The 21746-nt window shown below is 43.7% G+C and carries 20 protein-coding genes and 1 tRNA gene; 19 read left to right on the top strand and 2 right to left on the bottom strand.

From position 1 onward, the window contains the following. Positions 1–14: 14 nt before the first annotated feature. From CGSMWGV1500E_RS05890 to nucS, 5 genes are all read left to right on the top strand, one after another. On the top strand, positions 15–632 hold the full coding sequence (locus CGSMWGV1500E_RS05890; protein WP_004126245.1) for a DUF5701 family protein: 618 nt from the start codon (positions 15–17) through the stop codon (positions 630–632). A 117-nt stretch (positions 633–749) separates the two neighbouring features. Next, positions 750–1451 (top strand): ABC transporter ATP-binding protein, encoded by a 702-nt coding sequence (locus tag CGSMWGV1500E_RS05895; protein WP_004126243.1) that lies wholly within the window; start codon positions 750–752, stop codon positions 1449–1451. Positions 1452–1456: 5 nt separating this feature from the next. Next, on the top strand, positions 1457–4138 hold the full coding sequence (locus tag CGSMWGV1500E_RS05900) for an ABC transporter permease (protein WP_004126240.1): 2682 nt from the start codon (positions 1457–1459) through the stop codon (positions 4136–4138). Positions 4139–4375: 237 nt separating this feature from the next. After that, positions 4376–5809, top strand: a complete 1434-nt coding sequence (locus tag CGSMWGV1500E_RS05905; RefSeq protein WP_155114847.1) for an amino acid permease — start codon at positions 4376–4378, stop codon at positions 5807–5809. A gap of 36 nt (positions 5810–5845) precedes the next feature. Continuing rightward, positions 5846–6553 (top strand): endonuclease NucS, encoded by a 708-nt coding sequence (nucS, locus tag CGSMWGV1500E_RS05910; protein WP_004126235.1) that lies wholly within the window; start codon positions 5846–5848, stop codon positions 6551–6553. A 152-nt stretch (positions 6554–6705) separates the two neighbouring features. Here the strand turns inward: nucS and CGSMWGV1500E_RS05915 are convergent, their stop codons facing one another. Continuing rightward, on the bottom strand, positions 6706–7695 hold the full coding sequence (locus CGSMWGV1500E_RS05915; RefSeq protein ID WP_004126229.1) for an FKBP-type peptidyl-prolyl cis-trans isomerase: 990 nt from the start codon (positions 7693–7695) through the stop codon (positions 6706–6708). A gap of 78 nt (positions 7696–7773) precedes the next feature. Here CGSMWGV1500E_RS05915 and CGSMWGV1500E_RS05920 point away from each other — a divergent pair, with 78 nt between their 5' ends. The 3 genes from CGSMWGV1500E_RS05920 to CGSMWGV1500E_RS05930 are packed head-to-tail and all read left to right on the top strand — an operon-like array spanning position 7774 to position 11558. Further along, positions 7774–9411 carry a hypothetical protein gene (locus tag CGSMWGV1500E_RS05920; protein WP_004126228.1) on the top strand — a complete coding sequence of 546 codons (1638 nt, stop codon included), beginning with the start codon at positions 7774–7776 and terminating at the stop codon, positions 9409–9411. After that, positions 9411–10484, top strand: coding sequence for a hypothetical protein (locus CGSMWGV1500E_RS05925; RefSeq protein ID WP_004126227.1), 1074 nt, complete (start codon positions 9411–9413; stop codon positions 10482–10484). Before CGSMWGV1500E_RS05920 ends, CGSMWGV1500E_RS05925 begins: the two co-directional genes overlap by 1 nt. 42 nt (positions 10485–10526) lie before the next feature. Then, a complete protein-coding gene (locus CGSMWGV1500E_RS05930; protein WP_004126226.1) occupies positions 10527–11558 on the top strand; it encodes a tetratricopeptide repeat protein in 1032 nt (343 codons plus the stop codon). A 118-nt stretch (positions 11559–11676) separates the two neighbouring features. Here CGSMWGV1500E_RS05930 and CGSMWGV1500E_RS05935 read toward each other — a convergent pair. Further along, a tRNA-Met gene (locus tag CGSMWGV1500E_RS05935) sits at positions 11677–11750 on the bottom strand. Between the two features lie 154 nt (positions 11751–11904). On the opposite strand from CGSMWGV1500E_RS05935, the gene CGSMWGV1500E_RS05940 reads away from it, so the two are divergent. From CGSMWGV1500E_RS05940 to CGSMWGV1500E_RS05990, 11 genes are all read left to right on the top strand, one after another. Next, complete coding sequence (locus tag CGSMWGV1500E_RS05940) at positions 11905–12936, top strand: homoserine O-succinyltransferase (RefSeq protein WP_004126225.1); 1032 nt, start codon at positions 11905–11907, stop codon at positions 12934–12936. A gap of 200 nt (positions 12937–13136) precedes the next feature. Further along, positions 13137–13991 carry a F0F1 ATP synthase subunit A gene (gene atpB, locus CGSMWGV1500E_RS05945; RefSeq protein ID WP_004126224.1) on the top strand — a complete coding sequence of 285 codons (855 nt, stop codon included), beginning with the start codon at positions 13137–13139 and terminating at the stop codon, positions 13989–13991. A 76-nt stretch (positions 13992–14067) separates the two neighbouring features. After that, positions 14068–14301: an ATP synthase F0 subunit C gene (gene atpE / locus CGSMWGV1500E_RS05950; RefSeq protein WP_004126223.1), complete on the top strand. Its 234-nt coding sequence runs from the start codon at positions 14068–14070 to the stop codon at positions 14299–14301. Positions 14302–14365: 64 nt separating this feature from the next. Next, complete coding sequence (locus CGSMWGV1500E_RS05955) at positions 14366–14908, top strand: F0F1 ATP synthase subunit B (protein ID WP_004126221.1); 543 nt, start codon at positions 14366–14368, stop codon at positions 14906–14908. An 87-nt stretch (positions 14909–14995) separates the two neighbouring features. Next, complete coding sequence (locus CGSMWGV1500E_RS05960; protein ID WP_004126219.1) at positions 14996–15577, top strand: F0F1 ATP synthase subunit delta; 582 nt, start codon at positions 14996–14998, stop codon at positions 15575–15577. A gap of 16 nt (positions 15578–15593) precedes the next feature. Next, a complete protein-coding gene (gene atpA / locus CGSMWGV1500E_RS05965) occupies positions 15594–17255 on the top strand; it encodes a F0F1 ATP synthase subunit alpha (protein WP_004126217.1) in 1662 nt (553 codons plus the stop codon). Positions 17256–17258: 3 nt separating this feature from the next. Continuing rightward, positions 17259–18263 carry a F0F1 ATP synthase subunit gamma gene (locus CGSMWGV1500E_RS05970; protein ID WP_004126216.1) on the top strand — a complete coding sequence of 335 codons (1005 nt, stop codon included), beginning with the start codon at positions 17259–17261 and terminating at the stop codon, positions 18261–18263. 6 nt (positions 18264–18269) lie between these two features. Further along, positions 18270–19757, top strand: coding sequence for a F0F1 ATP synthase subunit beta (gene atpD / locus CGSMWGV1500E_RS05975; RefSeq protein ID WP_004126215.1), 1488 nt, complete (start codon positions 18270–18272; stop codon positions 19755–19757). Between the two features lie 2 nt (positions 19758–19759). Continuing rightward, positions 19760–20074 (top strand): F0F1 ATP synthase subunit epsilon, encoded by a 315-nt coding sequence (locus tag CGSMWGV1500E_RS05980; protein ID WP_032843350.1) that lies wholly within the window; start codon positions 19760–19762, stop codon positions 20072–20074. 269 nt (positions 20075–20343) lie between these two features. After that, positions 20344–20724: a hypothetical protein gene (locus CGSMWGV1500E_RS05985; protein WP_004126213.1), complete on the top strand. Its 381-nt coding sequence runs from the start codon at positions 20344–20346 to the stop codon at positions 20722–20724. Further along, a complete protein-coding gene (locus CGSMWGV1500E_RS05990) occupies positions 20717–21622 on the top strand; it encodes a hypothetical protein (protein ID WP_004126212.1) in 906 nt (301 codons plus the stop codon). Before CGSMWGV1500E_RS05985 ends, CGSMWGV1500E_RS05990 begins: the two co-directional genes overlap by 8 nt. Positions 21623–21746: the final 124 nt, after the last annotated feature.

Raw genomic sequence — 21746 nt, 5'->3', positions numbered from 1 at the left:
CGTAAACTGTAAGTATGTCAGTAGCATCGGAAGAAATACAGCAGCAGCTTGATCGTATAGTAGCACTCGGGTATCCGGATGTGGCGGATATGAGTGCTGACGCTTTTCGTTCTCTTGCTCGACCGCTTTTGCGCGCTCTTAAAAATAGTGATTTAGGAACGAATATTTTATTGGTTCCTACGCGTGAGCTTGTTTCTCCAGAGTCTTTGATTTCTCGTACGAGTATTGACCGTATGGCTGGTTTTACAACTATGCCTCCTCGCGATATTGCTAGTTTTATGCCAAAAGATGGTTTTGAGCCTCCGGAAGGTCCGTTCTATTTGGCAATTGATCCTCATGCGGGCGGATCTTATTTAAACAGAGAACCAGATGTTGCTAGTAAGCTTATTGATTCCGACGAACGCTTACCTCTTACTTTGGAAGAAGGGCTTGCGATTGTTACTCAGCATCCGGATTGGCTGGAAAATAAGAATGGGTTTAATCTGCTCGGCTCTCAAAGCACGGATGGAAGAGTTCCTAGCATTTGGATGAGTCAGGGCGCTCCACGTTTAGGTGCAGTTTGGCCAAATTCTCGGCATACTTGGCTTGGTAACGCGTATTGCATGGCACGCCGTGGAATCTCGATTCTTTAAGTACAATTCATAAAATCTTCACGATTATTACGTAAAATAGTTATAACAATAAAACAAGAATCTATAGCAAAAGTTGAAAACCACTATCAATGGGATGATACTTACGAAAGGCGCATTGTGGCATATATAACTTTTGATCATGTGGTAAAGGAATATCCGTCTGGTTCTTCTGCTGTGCGGGCTTTAGACGATGCCAGTTTTACGGCAGAACGTGGTGAGCTTACAGTAATTTTGGGCGCATCTGGCGCTGGAAAAACAACGGCCTTAAATATTTTAGGCGGTATGGATACGGCTACTAGCGGTCGCGTTATTGTTGGGGATTGCGATGTTACTAAACTTAAAGGAAAGGGTTTAGTGCGTTACCGCCGCGAAGATATTGGCTTTGTTTTTCAATTCTATAATTTAGTTCCAAATTTGACCGCTCTTGAAAATGTTGAGCTGGCTTCGCAGATTTGTTCAGATCATTTTGATCCTGAACAAACACTTAGGGATGTTGGTTTGTCAGATCGTTTACAAAACTTCCCAGCGCAACTTTCCGGCGGAGAGCAGCAGCGCGTATCTATTGCGCGCGCTCTTGCTAAAAAGCCGAAGCTTCTTCTATGCGACGAGCCTACTGGAGCTTTGGATTATGAAACAGGCAAGGCAGTGTTGCAATTATTGCAAGATATTTGCCGCACGGAAGGCATGACAGTTTTAATCATTACCCATAATGCTGCAATTGCGCCTATGGCACATAAAGTTGTGCGCTTCCGCTCTGGAAAAGTCGTAAGCGAGACTACACAAGAGAATCCTATGGCCATTGCCGATATTGAGTGGTGATTTTAATGAGTGCATTATTTATTAGCGCCGTTAGAATGTGGATTCATCAGTGGCGACGTTTCTGTGTGCTTGCAGTTATTGCAATGCTTGGCGTTGCTGTTATGACAGGAATTTACGCGGGCTGCAACGATATGCTTCTTGGTACGAATGACATGTACGAAAAGTTGCATGCATACGATTTGCAAATCGTATCTACCTTGGGTTTAACTAAAGATGATGTTGCTTCTTTGCAAAAATTATCTAACATAAGCGAAATTGAAGCCGAACGTTTTTGGAAAGCTACAGCGCATCCTGATGACGATGCAAGTTCCACATATGCAATGAATTTTGTGCATTACGATTCGCAAAAAAATATGAATCGTCTTCACCTGCTTCATGGCAATATGCCTACTAATAGCCGAGAAGCTGTTGTAACTCAACGATTTTTGCACGATAGTGGCTTAAATATTGGCAGTACCGTTGTTGTAAATTTGCAGCAGTCAGCCGCGTCTGGCAGCAGTGTTTCAAATAATTCAAATAAAAAATCTGAAAAATATAATCTTCTAATTACTGGAAGCGTCTTAGATAGTAACGATTTAAACAATCCAGAAGGCTACCAGTCAAAAGCTTTTCGTAATTCTGTAACATCTCGCTACCCAATTTTTACGTCTGCAGCACCAAAGAACATGACTGACCTGCCATATGCTGCAATATCTGTGAGATTGAATGATACTAAGAATGTTAATGCATTTTCTAAATCGTATCGCAATATTGTTGACGACGCTTCTGAGCAAATCCGAGAAAAAGTGCAGTCTAAGCGCGAAAAAGCTCGTCGAAATCAGATTATTGATGAGAGGTCGAATAGAGAAGCGGAAAATATTATTGCGAATGAACCAAGGCTAAAGCTTGCTCCAAATTCTGTGAAAGAACAAGCAAAAGCGAAAATTCTAGAGCAGATTAAGCCAGAAATTCAAAAGAAAGTTCCTCAAGCACAATGGCATATATCTACTCGAATCGCTAATGATAGTTACGCAAGCTTACGCTCCGACGTTGCTTCAATTCAGTCGCTTGGTTACGCTTTCCCGGCAGTATTTCTTGTTGTTGCCATGATGATGAGCTTAACAGCTATGGCACGTATGGTTGAAGAAGAGCGAGGTCTTATTGGAACGTACCTAAGCCTAGGTTATGGGCGTTCGGCTGCAGTTACAAGGCACGCGTTCTTCGCTATTTTCGCATGCTTTATTGGTGGCGGAATTGGAGATATTGTTGGATTCCTTGCAATTCCTTCGCTTCTTTTGAAGATTTTGCGCGGGCTTTACGCTGTTCCAGGTGTTAGGTTGCGTTACGACTGGTTATACGGTTCACTGTGTGTGCTTGCTTTTGTGATTCCTGTAGCAGTTTGCACAATAGTTGTTAGTTGGCGTGAAACAAAGCAAGTTCCTGCCGCTTTGCTTCGTCCAAAAGCTCCAAAAGCTGGCGCTCGCGTACTTCTTGAGCGTTTGCCTTGGATTTGGAAGCGTATGAGCTTCCTAAATAAAGTAACTATTCGCAACATAGCGCGCTTTAAAGGCAGATTATGCATGACAATCGGTGGTGTTGCTGGTTGTACTGCACTTATTGTGTGCGGTCTTGCATTAAACGATACCGTCGCAACTTTAGGAACTCGCCAATATGAGGGAATCTACAATTACGATATGATTGCGATTTCTGCTCCAGATTCTTTCCAAAGCATGAAGAAACGCGTGGAACAAGATAAGTCGAATAATAAGATCGAAACTATGCTTCCTGCTTACATAAGTTCTGGCGAAATCGCTAAGCATCAAAATGCTGGCAACAACAAATCTGAGCATAGCAATGTGGAAGATTCTGAAAGTGTGCAAATGATTGTTGTAAAAGATGCGGATACTTTAGCTCGTCTTGTGCGATTGCAAAATATTGACAACAATTTGCAGCCTGTTAAGCTCACGGATGACGGACCGCTGCTTTCTCAAAGCGCAGCCGCTTCTTTGGATATTAATCGCGGAAATGAAATCACAGTAACTAACGCAAGTTTTAAGCGCGCAACAGTAAAAGTTAATGCTATTGTTCGAAATCTAATTGGTTCAAACATGTATATGACTTCTAGATGTTACGAACGATTGTTTAATGACAAAAATAGTAAATCTCTAAAGCATAATGCGCTGATTCTTCGCTTGCGTGGCAGCGATGATAAAAAAATCAAGTACGCGAATAATGTTTCGGAGCGTGACTCTGTTCTTGCGGTTATGAATATTACGAAAATGAAGCACGCTTTTAGTTTTGATCTTATGAATGCTGTTGTTGCTCTGATTGTAACGTTAGCTGCAGGTTTGGCTTTAGCAGTGCTATTTACTTTGGCTAGTACGAATATTTCGGAGCGTTCGCGCGAAATGGCAACTCTAAAAGTTCTTGGCTTCTATAAAAGAGAAATTCACTCTTATGTGCATAAAGAGATGCTAACTCTTACTGTAATTGGTATTGCGGTAGGTTTGCCGTTGGGAAGGCTGATTTCAGGCTTGCTGACCAAGGCTCTTAGAATGCCATCGCTTTATTTTGAGGTGGAAGTAGCTCCGTTAAGTTACTTCATTGCAGGCGTTGCAACGTTAATTTTCGCTTTGATTGTGCAATGGGCAACTAATCCTGCGCTTGATCGTATTGATCCGGTTAGCTCTCTAAAAAGTGTGGAATAGCGCAATAGTTAAGGGTGCATATAAAATAAAAAGTTCGTATATACTAGGAACGGAGATTTGGCAATGAATATGACGGCGAATAATGGCATAAATGTAGATTCTCAGCAATCTGAATCTGCAGATTCAGCCGGAGAATTCGCTTCTAGTATTAAATCTTCTAACACATCGTCAAATAGTTCTAAAAATAGTTCTACGAATAGTTCGTCAAATAGCGAAAATAATGACAATTCCAACCAAATGGAACGCAGTCTTACTAAGCGTCATGTGCAATTTATTGCTATCGGCGGCACAATTGGTACTGGCCTGTTCCTTGGATCTGGAAAATCAATTAGCTTAACAGGCCCAAGTATTGTATTCGTTTACATTATTGTTGGCTTGATTATGTTCTTGCTTATGCGCGGCATTGGCGAGCTAATGTACAAAGATCCAAACCAGCATACTTTTATTAGTTTTATTACGCGTTATCTTGGCAGAGGCTGGGGTAATTTTGCTGGGTGGTCTTATTGGTTTGTGCTTGTGCTTATTGGTATGAGCGAGATTACTGCAGTTAGCACGTATTGCGTCACGTTTTTCCAAACTTTCGATATTGACGTGAGTCATTGGAAATGGCTTATAGAAGTAGTCTTTTTAGCGGCTTTAGTGTGCATAAATCTGGTTGCTGTAAAGCTTTTTGGAGAAACTGAGTTTTGGTTCTCCATGATTAAAATTACTTTGATTGTTGCGCTTATAGTTACTGCTGTTGTGATGGTAGTAATTGGGTATCATTACCCAGCAACTCAACTTCATGGAGGGGTTATTAGTCCTGCTGGGCATGCTAGTGTCAATAACATTTTCAATAATTTTTCGCTTATGCCAAATGGTTGGGTTGCATTTTTGATGAGCTTCCAGATGGTGTTTTATGCGTATCAGCTTATTGAGTTCGTTGGTGTGACTGTTTCGGAAACAAAAAATCCTCGCAAAGTTTTGCCTAAGGCTATAAACGGCATAATTACGCGTATTTTGATTTTTTATGTTGGCGCGCTTGTGGCAATTATGCTTATTGTTCCATGGCAGCGTTTCAAGGCTACTAATGCTGAAGGCACATTTATGTCTCCGTTCATTATGGTGTTCCAGTATGCTGGCGTGCATTGGGCCTCTGCGCTAGTATTCTTCGTGGTTATTACGGCTGCATCTTCTGCACTTAACTCTTTGCTGTATTCTGCCGGCCGCCACATGTATCAGATTGCTATTGAATCTCCTTCTCCTATTTTGGGTAAGTTGCGAAAGGTGTCGCATACTAAAGTTCCTGCTCGTGCAATCATATTTTCTTCTGTATTAATTCTTCTTTCTCCAGTAGTTAATTCGATCCCTGGAGTGCATGGTGCGTTTATTTTATTCGCTTCTGCGTCTTCGGCTGTAATCATCATGATTTACATTCTGATTATGGTTACGCACCGTAAGTATCGTAAATCTGCTGATTTTATGGCAGATGGTTTCTTAATGCCGCATTATAAGCTTCTTAATTCGCTTACCATTGCATTCTTCGTGTTTGTTTATATTACATTGTTTATTAGTGAAGATACTCGCGTTTCTGCAATTGGCGGTTTAGTTTGGCTTGTGCTATTTGGAGGTTACTGCGCTCTGCACGAGCATTGGCAGAATCGCGATTTAGCAGCCGCTTTGCGCAAGTGACATTCTTTCCTGCGCAATTTCTGTTATGCTTACTGTGTGCGAATTATTGTTGCAGATTGTAGTGCTGAATATACAGGTAGATTAAACGCTACGCTTCCGCTATCTAAGCGTGTGCTGCTTATTAAAGCAGATGGTAGTGTGCTTATTTTTTCGGAGCTGGGAGCGTATAAGCCACTTAATTGGATGGTTGCGCCTTGTACAATGCGCATACTTCAGAAAGAAAATGGTGAAGACTCTACTTCCAACGAGCTTTTTGATGGTTGCATTCTTCGAGTTGCTGCGTCAAAAGGTGATGATTTACTAAAAATTTCTTTAGAGCACATATACAGTGACAGCACTTATGATTTAGGTGAGGATCCTGGATTAATTAAAGATGGTGTTGAGGAGCATTTGCAGCGATACTTGGCTGAGCAGATTGATCGTATTGGGGAAGGCGCGAAGCTTGTTCGTCGCGAGTATCCTACAGCTATTGGTCCGGTTGATATTATGGCTCAGGATGCTGAAGGCGTGCACGTTGCGATTGAGATTAAGCGTCACGGCGGTATTGACGGCGTTGAGCAGCTTACTAGATACTGTGAGTTATTAAATCGAGACCCACTCTTGAAGCCTGTTCGCGGCATTTTTGCTGCTCAAACAATTAGTCCACAGGCTAGAGTTTTGGCGGAAGATCGCGGTTTTACTTGTCTTATTCTCGACTATGACGATATGCGCGGTGTTGAATCCGACGACCTTCTTCTGTTTTAGATTTAGACGCATACGCAAAAACCCCTCGAAAATGAGGGGTTTTTGTAATCGTAATCACTTACGTATTTTGTAAACTATCTCGCAAATTATCTAGCTAATTATTTTGCAAAATATTTTGCAAATTTTTGCTAGGCATTGCAAAATTTACAAACTCACGAAGCGTAAAGAATATCCACAACGAAGTACAGAGTGGAGTTTGCAGGGATTGTTACATTTCCCTTTGCATCCTTCTTATCTTCTTTGCCGTAGCCATCTTCTGGAGGAATTACAAGCAGAACTCGAGATCCAACTTTCTTTCCAGCCAAACCTTTAGTCCAACCTGGTATTACGCCTCCTGCGAGAGAGAAGTCTGCAGGCATTGAGCGAAGCCAAGAGGAATCAAACTGATGCATTTTGCCGTCTTTATCTGTGGTCCATCCAGCATAATGAGCAGTTACGGTGCTTTTTGCGGTTACCTTTTTGCCGGTTCCTTCAATCAAAGTCTGAGAAACAAGCTTTCCATCTGGCACATAGTTGTTCTTATCTAAGGATGGGACTCCAGATTTATCAAGAGTTACTTTTGGCAAATTTGCAGGAATATCTGTTACTGCTTTACCTTCTGCGTGCTTTAATGCTTTTGAGCGAGACACAAGCGTTAGAACCATAACATATGAAGGGCCCTTATTTTCGCCAGAAACTCCAAAAGCTATAGTTGTATTAATCTTCTTGCCTTTAATAAGCGCATAGTATGGTCGTGCGGTGACTTTTTTGTCAATAGAAATTGAGCAATCAACTCTACCCTTATCCCACGTATTCATAAGTTCTTTGCCATCTTTAGCATTAAGCACAATGCCTTGTGAGCAGACGCGATCGCCTTCTTGAATAGTCTCACCGTTGCCGTGCTGTAAGATAGCGTAAGTATTTCTTTTTATATTTGCAGGTGTTTTAAGCGTAATTTTTGGCTTTTTGCCAAGCTCTCCAGAAGCGCTTATGCCTTCAATAAGCTGCATGCCGGCTTTTTGTGCGTTTTCATCTGCAGCACCATTTGTATTGTCAGAATTGCCGCTGCAAGAAGCTAATCCTACGCATAATGCTACTGTGCTAATAGCAGCAAAAGTGCGTGCAATAAAGGATTTTTGTTTAGATATTGTAGTTTTTTGCATAGATTCACATTACCGCTTGATATTGATTTTAAAGCAAAACCTGCAACTGGTATGAAAAGATTGTAGAATAGTATCGTTATGACTAATACCAACAATGCTCCTGAAAAAGAAGGACAACCAATGCGACAGTCTGCAAGGCGAGTAACATTGCGCACTAAAATTATGCGACGTATCGTATCGCCATTTTTTGTAGTGCTTGCAGTATTAAGTGTTGCTCTTGGTGTTGCTAACGCAACATTTTGGAAGCCGAATGACGTGGTTATTGCTTATGCGCAAGTAACCGGAACTCGTTATATTGTTACAGATCCAGGTGTTCTTAATTTGGTTGACAATAAGGTTCGCGTAAGTGTTGCAGCTTTGCGCACGCGTAAACCTATTTGTGTTGCTGTTGGTTTAACAAAAGATGTGCGTGGTTGGGTAGCTGGCTCTCCAGTTCAGCGCATTACAGGTCTTAAAGATTGGAATAATCTGTCTGTATCGGAAATGTCTGGCAAAAGCACTTTGCAACAAGATTTTAGTACAGATATAAAAGATGCTGACGTTAAGTTCCAACAATCTAACTTATGGCCTTCTGTTACGTGCCAACTTGGTTTAGCAAAGCTTTCAATAAATACTTATGATTATGTTCAAACTGCAGGTTCTGCTTCATATGACCATGCAGTTGCAACTGGTGCAGTTCTTAAGTCTGGGAAGAATTCAAAAAAGAGTTCAAATCGTCGCTACTCGCGTTCTATGAGGGTTAGATCTCAAGCAGCTCGACGTGTTCTATTAATTGATTTGGGAGATAACGTTCCTGCTGCTTCTGTGGAGTTGCGTTGGCGCAGGCATCAAGTTCCAGATTTCGCAACACCTTTATACTTTGTTGGTGCTCTTTTTGCCGTGCTGGCTTTGCTGGCAGCAACTATTTTTGCTATGGCTCCGCATCGTCGCAGGAATAAGCAGCTTGCGGCAAATTCTTCCGCTTTGCTATCTAAACAATCTAAAGATGAGGAAGTCACATTTTCTGAAGCATTTTCTGGAACAGTGCATGGAATGCTTGCTCATAGGAAGCACAAAAAAGCTTCAGGGTCGCATGCGCGCCATGGATGCCACGCTCGTCGTGGTAAAAATCCTGTAGAGAATCAGAATATTGCAAATAATTCTGATTCTAAGCAACTTAACCAGGAGTCTCCATCATTACAGGTATCTTCTGAAGATTCAATAGAGCAGACCACAGTTATTTCTAAGGACGATATGCTTGCATTCGCTACTCGTTTTATTCAACAACATGATGGTGGTGAATTTGCGTATGAATTGCCGAGGGAAGAGGAAAATCGCGAAAGTGTTGTTGATGAATCTTCGGATTTGAACGACGAAAATCTAAAGAACTCTTATTCTGAATCTAAAGACGATGCTAAAAATAATCAGGATTTTCAGTCCGCTCGCGTAGATAAGAATCGTAAGAATTCTCAAACTAGGCGAAATCAGCAGAATAAAAAGAACTATAAAAATAGGCAGGAAAAGCAAGATAGGCGAGATAAGCAAGACAGTCAGGGCGGTCTAGGTAAGCAGGAAAATCAAAATAAGCAATCTAAGTCAACAAAGCAGACAGATAATTCTAAGAAAACTCGCGGCAATCGTCGTGGGCACAACGCAAATAGCAATAATTCGCGATATCGCAAGAATAATAAGGGTTATCGGGGCAATTTCTCGAGTGAGCGAGGTAACAAGCAATAATGCGTAATCTTAAAATGCGTAATCTTAATAAGTATATTCGCGAGTTTAATAATGGCGGAATTATGCGAAAAACGTTGCGCGCAGCTTCTCTGTGTGTTGCAAGTGCTGCATCTGTTGCTCTTGTTGCGGGGGTATCTGCTTGTGATGGTCAAGTGCCTAAGCCTGTGGAAGTTCGCAGCGGTCAAGAGCTTCCTAATGTAACTATGATTCAAGAAAAGGATATTCGTCTTGGTTTGCTTCGAACACTGGAACAGGCAAATGATGAAAAAGACGTTAACGCCTTGTCTAAAGCTGTTTCTGGGCCTGCTCTTGATGTTCGCACAAGTGAGCTTGTTATTGCCAGTAAAACCGGTAAATTAGATCCTAAGACTATTATTCCGCGCGCTTCGGCTCAGACGATTGTGCCAACAAACGCTGGGTGGCCTAGGGACTTAATGACAATTACAACCACCACTAAGGATCAGCAATCAAAGCGTTTGCTTGTTTTGCGTCAGCAGCGAGCTAGGTCGAATTATAAGTTGTGGGCTGTTGCTCGACTTTTCCCTGGTGTGCATCTTCCTAAATTTGCTGTTCCAAGTATTGGTGCTTCAATGGGAAAATCAAATGACACTGGCTTAATTATGACTCCAGAAGAATCAGTAAAAGCTTATGCTGATGTTCTTCAGCATGGCGGTGAAAGCAAGTATGCAAAATATTTTGAGGAAGATTATCTTCGTCAAAAACTTGCAGAACTTTCTAAAGCTGTACAAGCTGGCATGGAGCGCAACAAAGGTTCGCAGGAACAAGTTTTTACTCCACAATTAAAGCAAATAAGCGTTATGCGTTCGAGTGATGGAAGTGATTTAGTCGTTGCAAGAATTGATTCTGTTTGGACGCGTATTGCAGGAGAAGGACGTGAGTCTAGGCCGGCCTCTGACGAAGAAAAAGCACTATTTGGAGATGGAAGAGCAAAAAGCACTATGCGCGTAACTTATGTAAACGTTATTGCGCTTGTTGTGCCACCTGCTGGATCTCATATGAAAATTACGCCGGTTGGTGCTGAACGACAGCCTATTAAAGTAGAAGCGTTGTAAATATAAGAATCAACAATATTGCAATTAGCAAAAGAGGCAATAATGGTAAACGGTCAGTCGCAAGGAATGAATCCAGGAGGATTTTCGCTTGCTGGAGCTGTAGATTTAGAAGGTGTGAAGCGTCGCGTAGAGGCGCAAGCTAAGCAGGCTGCAAAAGCTGGAGCTGGTTCGAGTGCTGGTTCTTCTGCTAATAATTCGGCACCAAAAGCAGGCGGATACGTTATTGACGTTAATGATAAGTCTTTCCAGGCAATGGTTCAAACTTCTGTAAGTTTTCCTATTATTTTGTTGCTTTGGCAGCCTGGAGATACTGCTTATTACGATGTTGCGCAAAAATTAGCGGATGCAGTAAATTCACTTGACGGCCGTATGCAGTTGGCGCGTATTGATGCAGACGAAAGCCCAAGTATTGCTCAGGCTTTACGAGCTGAGCAACTTCCTGCAATTTATGGTTTGATTGGCGGGCGACCTATGCCAATTTCGCAAGGATTACCTAGCGATGATGAGTTGCAACAGATTTGTAGCGCAATTTTACCTCAATTAGTGCAGGTTGCCGAGCGTTCGGGGGTTGCTGGAACAGCTCCTTTTGTACAGTCGCCTGAAGACTCTAAGGATGATTCGGAAAAATCTTCGGATAATAATTCTAATTGTGAAAATCAAGTTCCTGCAGCTCATGAAAAAGCGCATGAACTTGCTATGAAAGGTGATTATAAGGGCGCTGCTTTAGAATATGCAAAGCTTATGGATGCAGATCCGCACGATTCTATTGCTGCGCGTGAACATGCCAAAGCTTTGCTGCTGGCGCGAAATACTAATACAGATGTTGCTTTAGTGCGCAAAAATGCTGGCGATAATCCTAATGACGTAGACGCTCAGCTTGCTGTGGCAGATGTCGATATGATTGATGGTCATATTGATGACGCTTTTGGCCGTTTGCTTGATTTTTTGGCTGCAGGGCATCGTTTAGATTCTGAAGCTATTCGTTCCCGTATGCTTGAGTATTTTGCTATGCTTCCTGCAGATGATGCTCGATTAGCGCGCGCTCGCCGTCGCCTTGCAATACTTCTTTATTGATTGTTGTGCAGGTGGCGTGTCTTTTGGAGATTAGCCCGATTGAACTTTTATGCGTTATTAAACAAAAAAGCCAAGAACCACAACAATCGTGAGAAATTCGTGTGATTCTTGGCTTTAGTAGCGGGGCATGGATTTGAACCATGGACCTCTGGGTTATGAGCCCAGCGAGCTACCGAGCTGCTCCACCCCGCGTCGGCTACTTTTAGCAGCTCTATCTACGATAGGTGCAAATTTAAATTTGTCAAATTCGGGCGTGTCTCTCTGTATCTGGTTAAAATTTTACGATTCGTGCACATGAGTGACATAGACACAATAAACATAAACAAGTGTGGAGTATAATAAACACATGCCTATTAAGATTCCTGAAGGATTGCCAGCGCGAAGCATATTAGATGCTGAGCGAATTTTTGCATTGGAACGCCCAGAAGCAGAACAGCAGGATGTTCGGCCGCTTCGTTTGTTGATTTTGAATCTTATGCCCAAAAAAATTGAGACAGAAACTCAGCTTTTGAGACTCATCTCTAAGTCTCCTTTGCAAGTCGATGTCGATTTTATGAAAACTTCTACGCATGTAGCTACGCACGTTAGTGCTGATCATTTAGTAAAATTCTATGAAAATCTTGACGCACTTCGTAACAACTATTACGACGGATTTGTTGTAACGGGAGCTCCTGTTGAGCACATGGAATTTGAGGATGTCGACTACTGGCACGAATTTACGCAAATTCTTGACTGGGCAGCAACACACGTTTTCTCAACAATGTATTTGTGCTGGGGTGCAATGGGTGCGCTTTACTATCGATATGGCATAAAAAAGCATGTTCTCAGCGAAAAAATTTTTGGCGTGTTCCCACAATATTTGCAGGATGAGTACTGTTTTCTTACAAATGGTTTTGATGAAATCGCTTTACAACCGCATTCTAGGATAGCGAGCGTTGATATTGACAGCATTTCTTCAGATCAGCGTTTGCAAATTCTTACGTATGGTTCCGAATCTGGCCCAGGCTTAGTTGCTACGCGTGATTTTTCTGAAGTTTTTGCGCTTGGACACTGGGAATACAGCAAAATGACTCTTGCACAAGAATATGAGCGTGACATGTTAAAAGGTTTGAGCAACGTGCCATTCCCTTACAACTATTTCCCTCATGACGATCCAAAATTAGAGCCATTATTTTCTTGGCGTGCACACGCGAATTTGCTTTGGCGCAACTGGCTTAATTGGGTGTACGAAACTACGCCTTACAATCTTTCTGATATTCCCCATTTAAGAACTGCTGGAAGGCTTGGAACTGAACGTTCTATAAGGCATGAGCCGGCTTCTCCACGTTCTGATAACTTTTGTCCATTTGACGGTATTAAGTACGGTATGAGCAAATAAATTTTGAAGTTGCGTAATTATGTACAAGCGAAGAGTACAATCAGCAGTTAGATGTATTTTTCGTTTCGTGCCCCGCGCCTTACGAGATACGAAATAGATGATTTAGATAATATATAACGCCGCAAGATGATTGAATTTAATAATGTGAGTGAGTGGCGTAGTTGTGAAGGCGTGTGAACGAATTGCTTAAGGAGGCACTTATGGATGGAATGGTTGACTTTTTACTGAGGACTACCAATGTAGCTTCAGCAGTGGCTTCGTCTGGACCAGAATTGCCTAATATTGGCGAGTTTTTGCCTCCAGAGATTTTGTTCCAGGGCACACCGTTTGCCATGAATCGCATTATTTTGGTGCGTGTTCTTATGGCTGTAGTCGTTATGATTATTTTCGGCATTGGTGCCGCTCGCGCAAAGTTAGTTCCAGGAAGATTCCAAAGTGTGCTGGAAATCTTAATGGACTTTGTGCGCTACAACATCGTTTACGAAATGATTGGCGAGGAGCGCGGCAAGCGTTACGTGCCAATGATGTCTACACTTTTCATCACGATTTTCTTCTTTAATCTTTGTTCTGTGATTCCAGGATTAAATATGGCTGCAACCGCAACCATTACTGGTCCGTTGGTATTTGCTTTATGGGTTGTGTGTCAATATCTTCTTGCTGGCATTCGTGAAAAAGGTTTTTTGCGATTCTTCCGTGAAGCGTTGTTCCCAGCGGGCGTGCCATGGCCGATTTACTTCATTCTTTCGCCATTGCAGCTCATAGAATTAATAATTGTGCGACCACTTTCGCTTACAATCCGTTTGTTTGCGAATATGATTGCTGGCCATTTGCTGGTGGCCACTTGCTTAGTATTCACCAATTTCTTTGTGGTGGATTCCAGCAATAAACTCCTTGCCTTCGGCGGTGCTTTGTGGCTGCTTGGTGGCATTCTGTTTACCCTATTCGAAATTATGGTAGCCGGTTTGCAGGCGTTTATTTTCACTGTGCTTGCTTCTGTCTACATTTCGGAAAGTTACCCGGAGGAAGAAGAAAAGTCTGCTGTTGCTGTTGCCTGATAGCATAGCTTAAATCTTCAGATTTTACCCATCTTACGGGTTTATACTGGTTACTGTTTTAACAGAAAGGAAACCAATGAATAATATCATCGCTCTCGCAGGTTTGGTCGGCAACCTCAGCATTCTTGGCTTTGCTGTCGCAACAATTTCTCCTGCACTTGGTATGGCAATAGTCGTTGCTAAAGCTATGGAATCTACTGCACGTCAGCCAGAAGTTGGCAACCGTATTCAGTTGTTCATGTTCGTCGGTTTGGCATTTATTGAGGTTCTGGGCTTGCTCGGATTCGTTGCCTACATTATGGGAAAGTGAACCGAACGAAACAACTCGTTCCAGCACAAATATAAAAGTGTTGAAGGAATAGAAAGGACAAGCCATGTCACATGCAACTGAGAGTAATGGTTTGGCGTTGTTCTTGCCTGAGCCTTATGACTTAGTGTGGTCGTTAGTTGTTTTGGTAGTTCTTGCAGCGTTTTTCTACAAGTTCGTTATGCCTAAATTCCAGGCAATTCTCGACGAGCGCGCAGAAAAAATCGAAGGCGGAATAGCTAAAGCAGCAAACGTGCAGCATGAAGCTGACGAATTAAAAAGTCAGATGGAAGAAGAGCTTGCTCAAGCTCAAGCTGATGCTGCAAAAACTCGCGAAGAGGCTCGTACGGAAGCTTCAAAAATCATTGGTGAAGCTAGACAACGCGCTGAAAAGGATGCTGCCAAAATCATTAGTGAGGCACAGCATTCTATTGAAGCTCAGCATCAGCATGCCATGTCCAGCCTCCAAGGAGAGGTATCGGTTCTTGCAGCAGCGTTGGCTGGCAAGATTCTTGCATCCAAGCTGGATGACGATACTGTAAGCTCCAAAATTATTGATCATGTGATTGATGAAGTTGGAGAAACTAAAAATTCGGATCAAAGCAAGTAAAGCTTGATGCATTAATCTCAATAGTAAGTTATTGAGTTTGATGCATTCGTTGCATTACTTCATTATTACAGAAACGAGGAGGTAAGAATGCCAGAAAAGGCATCGCGTGCAAACGACAGTTTGTCGCGCTCTTCTCTTGCGCAGGCCATTTCAGATGCGCACGATGAAGCGCAGCGCATTGCTGACGAGCTTTCGTCAATGATGGGCATGATTGATCAGTATCCTGAGCTTTCTGATGCGATTACCGATCCGAATAGATCTTCGGAAGATAAGTCTCGTTTAATTGACGAGCTTATTGGAGGTAAAGCGCACCCTGTTGTATTGCGCATTATGCATTATCTCGTAGGAACCTGGCACGGTGGAGCTGAAAGTGGTAAAACTGGCAGCTTTGGTGGTGCTTGGTCAGGATTTGAGCGTGAAGCTGGAGAAACTTTGGTTACAGTCACCACTGCTCAGCCTCTTACAGATAAGCAAATTAAGCGTTTGATTGAAATCTACAGCAATAAGTTGGGTCATCGTGCATACATTAACCCAATTGTGGATCCAAACGTGCTTGGTGGCATGCGTATACGAATCGGTGATGAAATAACCGATCGCACCATGTTGATGCAGCTTAAGCAGTTGCAGCGTTCTGCGCGAAATGGCGCTTGGACACAGGCAGTGAAGTAGTAAATTAAGGAGAATTATGGCGGAACTATCTATTGATCCCGCCCTGATACGCAAGGCGCTCGACGGGTTCGTTGACTCGTACAAGCCTACCGACATGCCGACGCAAGAAGTTGGCTATGTTGTTACGGCTGGTGACGGCATTGCGCACGTAGCTGGATTGTCCGGCTGTATGGCAAACGAGCTTCTAACTTTCGAGAACGATACCTTGGGTCTTGCGTTTAACCTTGATGCGCATGAAATCGGCGTTGTTATTCTTGGCGATTTCACAGGCATTGAGGAAGGGCAGGAAGTATACCGCACAGGCGAAGTTTTGTCTGTGCCGGTTGGTGACGCTTATCTTGGTCGTACTGTGGACCCGTTGGGTAATCCAATCGATGGTTTGGGTGCGATTGAGTGCAGTGAGCGTCGTATTCTTGAAGCCCAGGCTCCAGACGTTATTCACCGTCATCCAGTTGACGAACCTTTGTCTACTGGTTTGAAGGCTATTGACGCAATGACGCCAATCGGTCGCGGTCAGCGTCAGTTGATTATTGGTGACCGTCAAACTGGTAAGACGGCAATTGCAATCGATACGATTATTAACCAGCGTGCTAACTGGGAAACTGGAGATCCAAAGAAGCAGGTTCGCTGCATTTATGTAGCAATCGGTCAAAAGGGTTCAACAATTGCTTCCGTGCGTCAAAGCCTCGAAGAAGCTGGCGCTATGAAGTACACCACAATCGTGGCAAGCCCAGCTTCTGATTCTGCAGGTTTTAAGTACATTGCACCTTACACCGGTTCTGCAATCGGCCAACACTGGATGTACAACGGCAAGCATGTTTTGATTGTTTTTGACGATTTGTCTAAGCAGGCAGAAGCATATCGTTCAATTTCCTTGCTTTTGCGTCGTCCGCCTGGGCGTGAAGCATACCCAGGCGACGTGTTCTATTTGCACTCTCGTCTGCTCGAACGTTGCGCTAAGCTTTCCGACGATTTGGGTGGCGGTTCTATGACCGGCCTTCCAATTATCGAAACCAAGGCAAACGACGTTTCTGCATACATTCCAACCAACGTGATTTCCATCACCGACGGTCAGATCTTCTTGCAGTCTGATTTGTTCAACGCAGGTCAGCGTCCAGCAGTTGACGTCGGTATTTCTGTTTCTCGTGTTGGTGGTGCGGCACAGGCTAAGGCTTTGAAGAAAGTTTCAGGCATGTTGAAGATTTCTTTGGCTCGTTACAAGTCTTTGGAATCCTTCGCAATGTTTGCTTCCGATTTGGATGCAGCTTCTAAGGCTCAGCTTACTCGCGGTGCGCGTTTGACGGAGCTGCTTAAGCAGAAGCAGTTCTCTCCTCGTGCAATGGAGCAAGAAGTTGTTTCTGTGTGGGCAGGTACGCACGGCAAGCTTGACGATATTCCTGTGAAGGATGTTTTGCGTTTTGAAGACGAATTGTTGGATTACCTCGATAAGGGAACTGACATTTTGCAAGTGATTCGCGATACTGAAGATTTCACTAAGGAAACTGAAGCTAAGCTTGATGCGGCCATTGAAGATTTCCGTAGGACGTTTAAGACTTCTGTTGGCAAGCCTTTGATTGTAAAGGATTCGTTGCCGCCGGCTGAAAATCCTGCTCCTGTTGAAAAGGAACAGCTTGTAGCTAAGCCAAAAGCAGATAGTCGCGAGCCTGAGGGGAAGTAGCGTATGTCCTCCCAACTTGCATTGAAATCGAGAATTATTTCCACACAGTCTTTGGGTAAAATCTTTAAGGCTCAGGAAATGATTGCGTCTTCGCATATTGCAAAAGCGCGAGATATTGCGCTTAATGCTAAGCCTTATAGTGACGCAATTTTCGATGCCGTGCAGGCGTTGGTAGCTCATCACGAAGCAAATATTAAGCATCCTATTTTCGGTAAAGAGCATGCTGGCAATCGCGTAGCAGTTCTAGCCCTTACTTCTGATCGTGGAATGGCTGGTGCGTTTACGTCTTCGATTATTCGTGAGACTGAAGCGCTTCTTGCAAAACTCGATGCGGAAGGTAAGCACGCGGAACTGTACGTGTACGGTCGACGCGGTGCAACTTACTACAAGTATCGCAATCGCGATGTGGCAGGTACGTGGGAAGGTTCTACTGACCATCCTGACGTTACTATTGCAGAAAAGATTTCCGATACTTTAATGGACGCTTATATGACGCCGGAAGCAGAAGGCGGAGTTTCGGAACTGTATATTGTTTTCACCGAATTTATTAATATGGTGAGGCAAAAAGTTCGTACGTTGCGTATGCTGCCAGTTGAGCTGGTTCCTTTGAAGGATGGTGAGGAGTTTGCTATGCACCGTCCTGATTACGAAGCAGCTTCTGGACCTTCAGCATCGTTGTCGTCTACTAGTGCAGTTTCAGCTCGCGAAGAAGCAGTCAGTCGCAGCAATCCAGAGGCTGTTGAGTATTGCTTCGAGCCAAGTCCGGATGAAGTGCTGGATTCTGTTTTGCCGAAGTATATTCAGTCTCGTATTCACGAGTGCTTACTTACTTCTGCTGCTTCTGAAACAGCAAGTAGGCAGAACGCTATGCATACGGCTACAGATAACGCCCGCAATTTGGTGGATGATTTGACAAGGAAGCTTAATGCTTCTCGTCAGGCATCCATTACTCAAGAACTTACCGAGATTATCGGCAGCGCTGATGCGCTGAATAATGAGGAGGATTAGGAGCATATGGCTGAAAATCAGACCACAGCGCCTCCAGAAGCTGAGCAGGAGGTCGATCCAACAGCTGGTCGCGTAACCCGCGTTCAGGGTTCCGTGATTGACGTTGAATTCCCAGTCGGCTATCTGCCGGATATTTACAATGCTCTCAAGGTCGATATCAACACCGTTGGAAACACGGAAGGTGATACCGTTCACGAGATTACGCTGGAAGTTGAGCAGCACCTTGGTGATTCAACCGTGCGTGCAGTTGCTTTAAAGCCTACTGACGGCTTGGTTCGTGGTGCTTTAGTGCGAGATACCGGCGGTCCAATTTCTGTACCTGTTGGCGATGTTACTAAGGGTCATGTTTTCGACGTTACTGGCAACATTTTGAATGCTAAGCCTGGTGAAAATATTGAAGTAACTGAGCGCTGGCCAATTCATCGTAACCCACCTGCTTTCGATCAGCTTGAGTCTAAGACTCAGATGTTCGAAACCGGCATTAAGGTTATCGATTTGCTTACCCCTTACGTTCAGGGCGGTAAAATTGGTCTGTTCGGTGGTGCAGGCGTTGGTAAAACAGTGTTGATTCAGGAAATGATTCAGCGCGTTGCGCAGAACCACGGTGGCGTGTCTGTGTTTGCCGGCGTTGGCGAACGTACTCGTGAAGGTAACGATTTGATTGGCGAAATGGCTGAGGCTGGCGTTTTGGAGAAAACGGCACTTGTCTTCGGTCAGATGGATGAGCCTCCTGGGACTCGTCTTCGCGTGCCTCTTACCGCTTTGACCATGGCTGAGTACTTCCGCGATGTGCAGAATCAGGATGTGTTGCTGTTTATTGACAATATATTCCGCTTTACTCAGGCTGGTTCTGAGGTGTCCACTTTGCTGGGTCGAATGCCTTCTGCAGTGGGTTATCAGCCGAACTTGGCTGATGAAATGGGTGCGTTGCAGGAGCGTATTACTTCTACGCGCGGCCATTCCATTACGTCGCTTCAGGCTATTTACGTACCTGCAGATGATTACACCGACCCTGCACCTGCAACAACCTTTACGCACTTGGATGCAACTACTGAGCTTTCACGTGATATTGCAGCTAAGGGTATTTACCCAGCTGTGGATCCTTTGACTTCTACTTCTAGAATTTTGGATCCGCGTTACGTTGGTCAGGCTCACTACGATTGCGCAAACCGCGTTAAGGCTATTTTGCAGCGCAACAAGGAACTTCAGGACATCATCGCTTTGATTGGTATTGATGAGCTTGGTGAGGAAGATAAGACCACTGTGAGCCGCGCTCGTAAGATTGAGCAGTTCCTTGGTCAGAACTTCTACGTGGCTGAAAAGTTCACAGGTCGTCCAGGTTCTTATGTGCCAGCAGACGAAACCATTGAGGCGTTTACTCGCATTTGCAACGGTACTTACGATGAAATTCCTGAGCAGGCGTTCTCCGGTATCGGTGGCATTGATGATCTTGAGCGTCGTTGGCACGACATGCAGCAAGAGTTTGGTGCGTGATTATGGCAGAAAAGCAAGTAAAATCGCTGCACGTTAGTGTTGTGGCAGCCAGGCATCCTGTTTGGGAAGGTGATGCTAAGTTTGTGGTCATTCCTTCTGTGAATGGCGCAATGGGTGTGCTTCCTGGGCATGAGGCTGTGCTTGCGTTGATTGATCACGGTTTTGTGAAGGTTGACGATTTGCAAGGTGTGCGTCACGTGTTTAAGGTGACGGATGGCTTCTTCTCTGTTGATTCTGATCACATTACGATTGCTGTTGAGCACAGTTGTAACGTTGATAAAGACGGCAACGTGCTGCCTAACGCTAAGGTGATTTAGGTTGCTTTTGTTGCTTATGTAAGTTTTGTTGCTTTTGTAAGTTTATAAACTTACGTAAGTAAGGTAATCTTCTAAGGCGGGAGTTTGGGTATTCTCAAGCTCCTGCCTTTTGTAATTATGTCTGACTTTTGACTAATTTCGACATAAACTGCTCAGGGTGAGTAGTTTAGGTCGTTTTTTAGCTAGATTTCGACCAAAACAGCGCAAGGGTGAGTAGTTTTGGTCGTGCGTGAAGGTGGGGCTTCGCGCATTAAGGTGGTTTTTCGCGCGTGTCGCGTGGAAAGTGGCGGTTTTTCAGGGGTTTGCGGGCGGCGTGGGGGAGCTGCCGCGAGTTTTCTGAGAGTTTTCTGAGAAAAATCTTTGAAAATCGTGAAATAGTATTTTTTGCGATTAAACAGTGTCGTTTGGCGTATTTTTTATGGTTTTATGCGATTTTACTTGAATATTTTTGTAATTTTGTTGATGTTTTCTGTGTTGGATGCATATTTTTGCTCTTGACTTTTTCGAACGGGGGGGGGTATGTTAATAACAGCTTTCAGCTAGATGCTCTATCTGAAAGTTATCCACAAGAGATTGATTTTGTGGGTTTATGTTTTTCACCATGTGTTTTGAGCGTGGTGGAGAAGAAGAAAGGAAAATATTATGTTTAACAAGAAGGCTATCGCCGCACTCGCTGCTGGCGCCACCCTCGTTTCCGGCTTGGCTTTCGCCGCCCCAGCAATGGCTGATAAAGTTGATGATCTCAGCAAGCAGCTTACAGCTACTGTTAATGCAGACCCAGAGCTCAAAGCTACTATGGACAAGCTTAACGAGAAGTTGAAGAAGGATAACACCGGCGACATCACAGCTAAGAAGCTTGGTGACGATGTAAATACTAACATTACTGCGGCTGAAACTGTAGTTAATGCCTCAACAGATCTTGCCAAGAAGCTTAACAAGACTCCTAAGGGTAAGGATGTTGTTAGAGAGCTTAACATTGTTGAATATTACTATAACAAGATTCAGAATATGATTCTTGGTTTGCGTGATAAGTTGGGTGACTGCAATTATCTTCGTCACACCCTTCCACAGTTGAAGGCTTGGTTGACTGAGTTGGAAGCTCATTACAAGGCTTTGCAGACTGCTTGGACTGCATACTACGATGCTCGTGAAGCAAATCGTTACGTAGATCAGTCTCGCCCTCAGGATGAACAGAATGTAACTGTTGATATGCATGCTGCTTCTGATATCTCTAAGGCTGAAGTCGAAGCTAAGCAGGATAAGACTCAGGTTCTTATTGATAAGGCCACTGCTGATGTTAAGGAAGTTGAAGGCAAGCTTGCTGACTGCAAGGCTTCTGTTGACAAGTTCATTGGTGGCGTTCATGACGGCATTAACAAGTTGAGCGGTACTAAGGATTCTAAGGCTGATAAGAAGGCTGATAAGAAGGCTGCTGGTAAGAAGGCTGCTGCTCCATTGGCTAAGACCGGTGCTGCTGTAGCTTTGGCTGCTGTTGCTGCTTCCGTGCTTGCTGGCATGGGTGCTGCTCTTCGCAAGATCCGTCACTAAGCTTTTAACACGTTAATCGTGTTGATTGTTTAATGATTTGTTTGTGAGCGCACTGTATGTGAGTATGGTGCGCTCACTTGTTAAATCTTCACTCAACGTGCTGCGAGAGTTTTATGTTCTTGTG

The organism is Gardnerella vaginalis 1500E (assembly GCF_000263595.1).
Taxonomy (GTDB): domain Bacteria; phylum Actinomycetota; class Actinomycetes; order Actinomycetales; family Bifidobacteriaceae; genus Bifidobacterium; species Bifidobacterium vaginale_E.
This window is presented reverse-complemented; position numbering and strand designations above follow the sequence as displayed.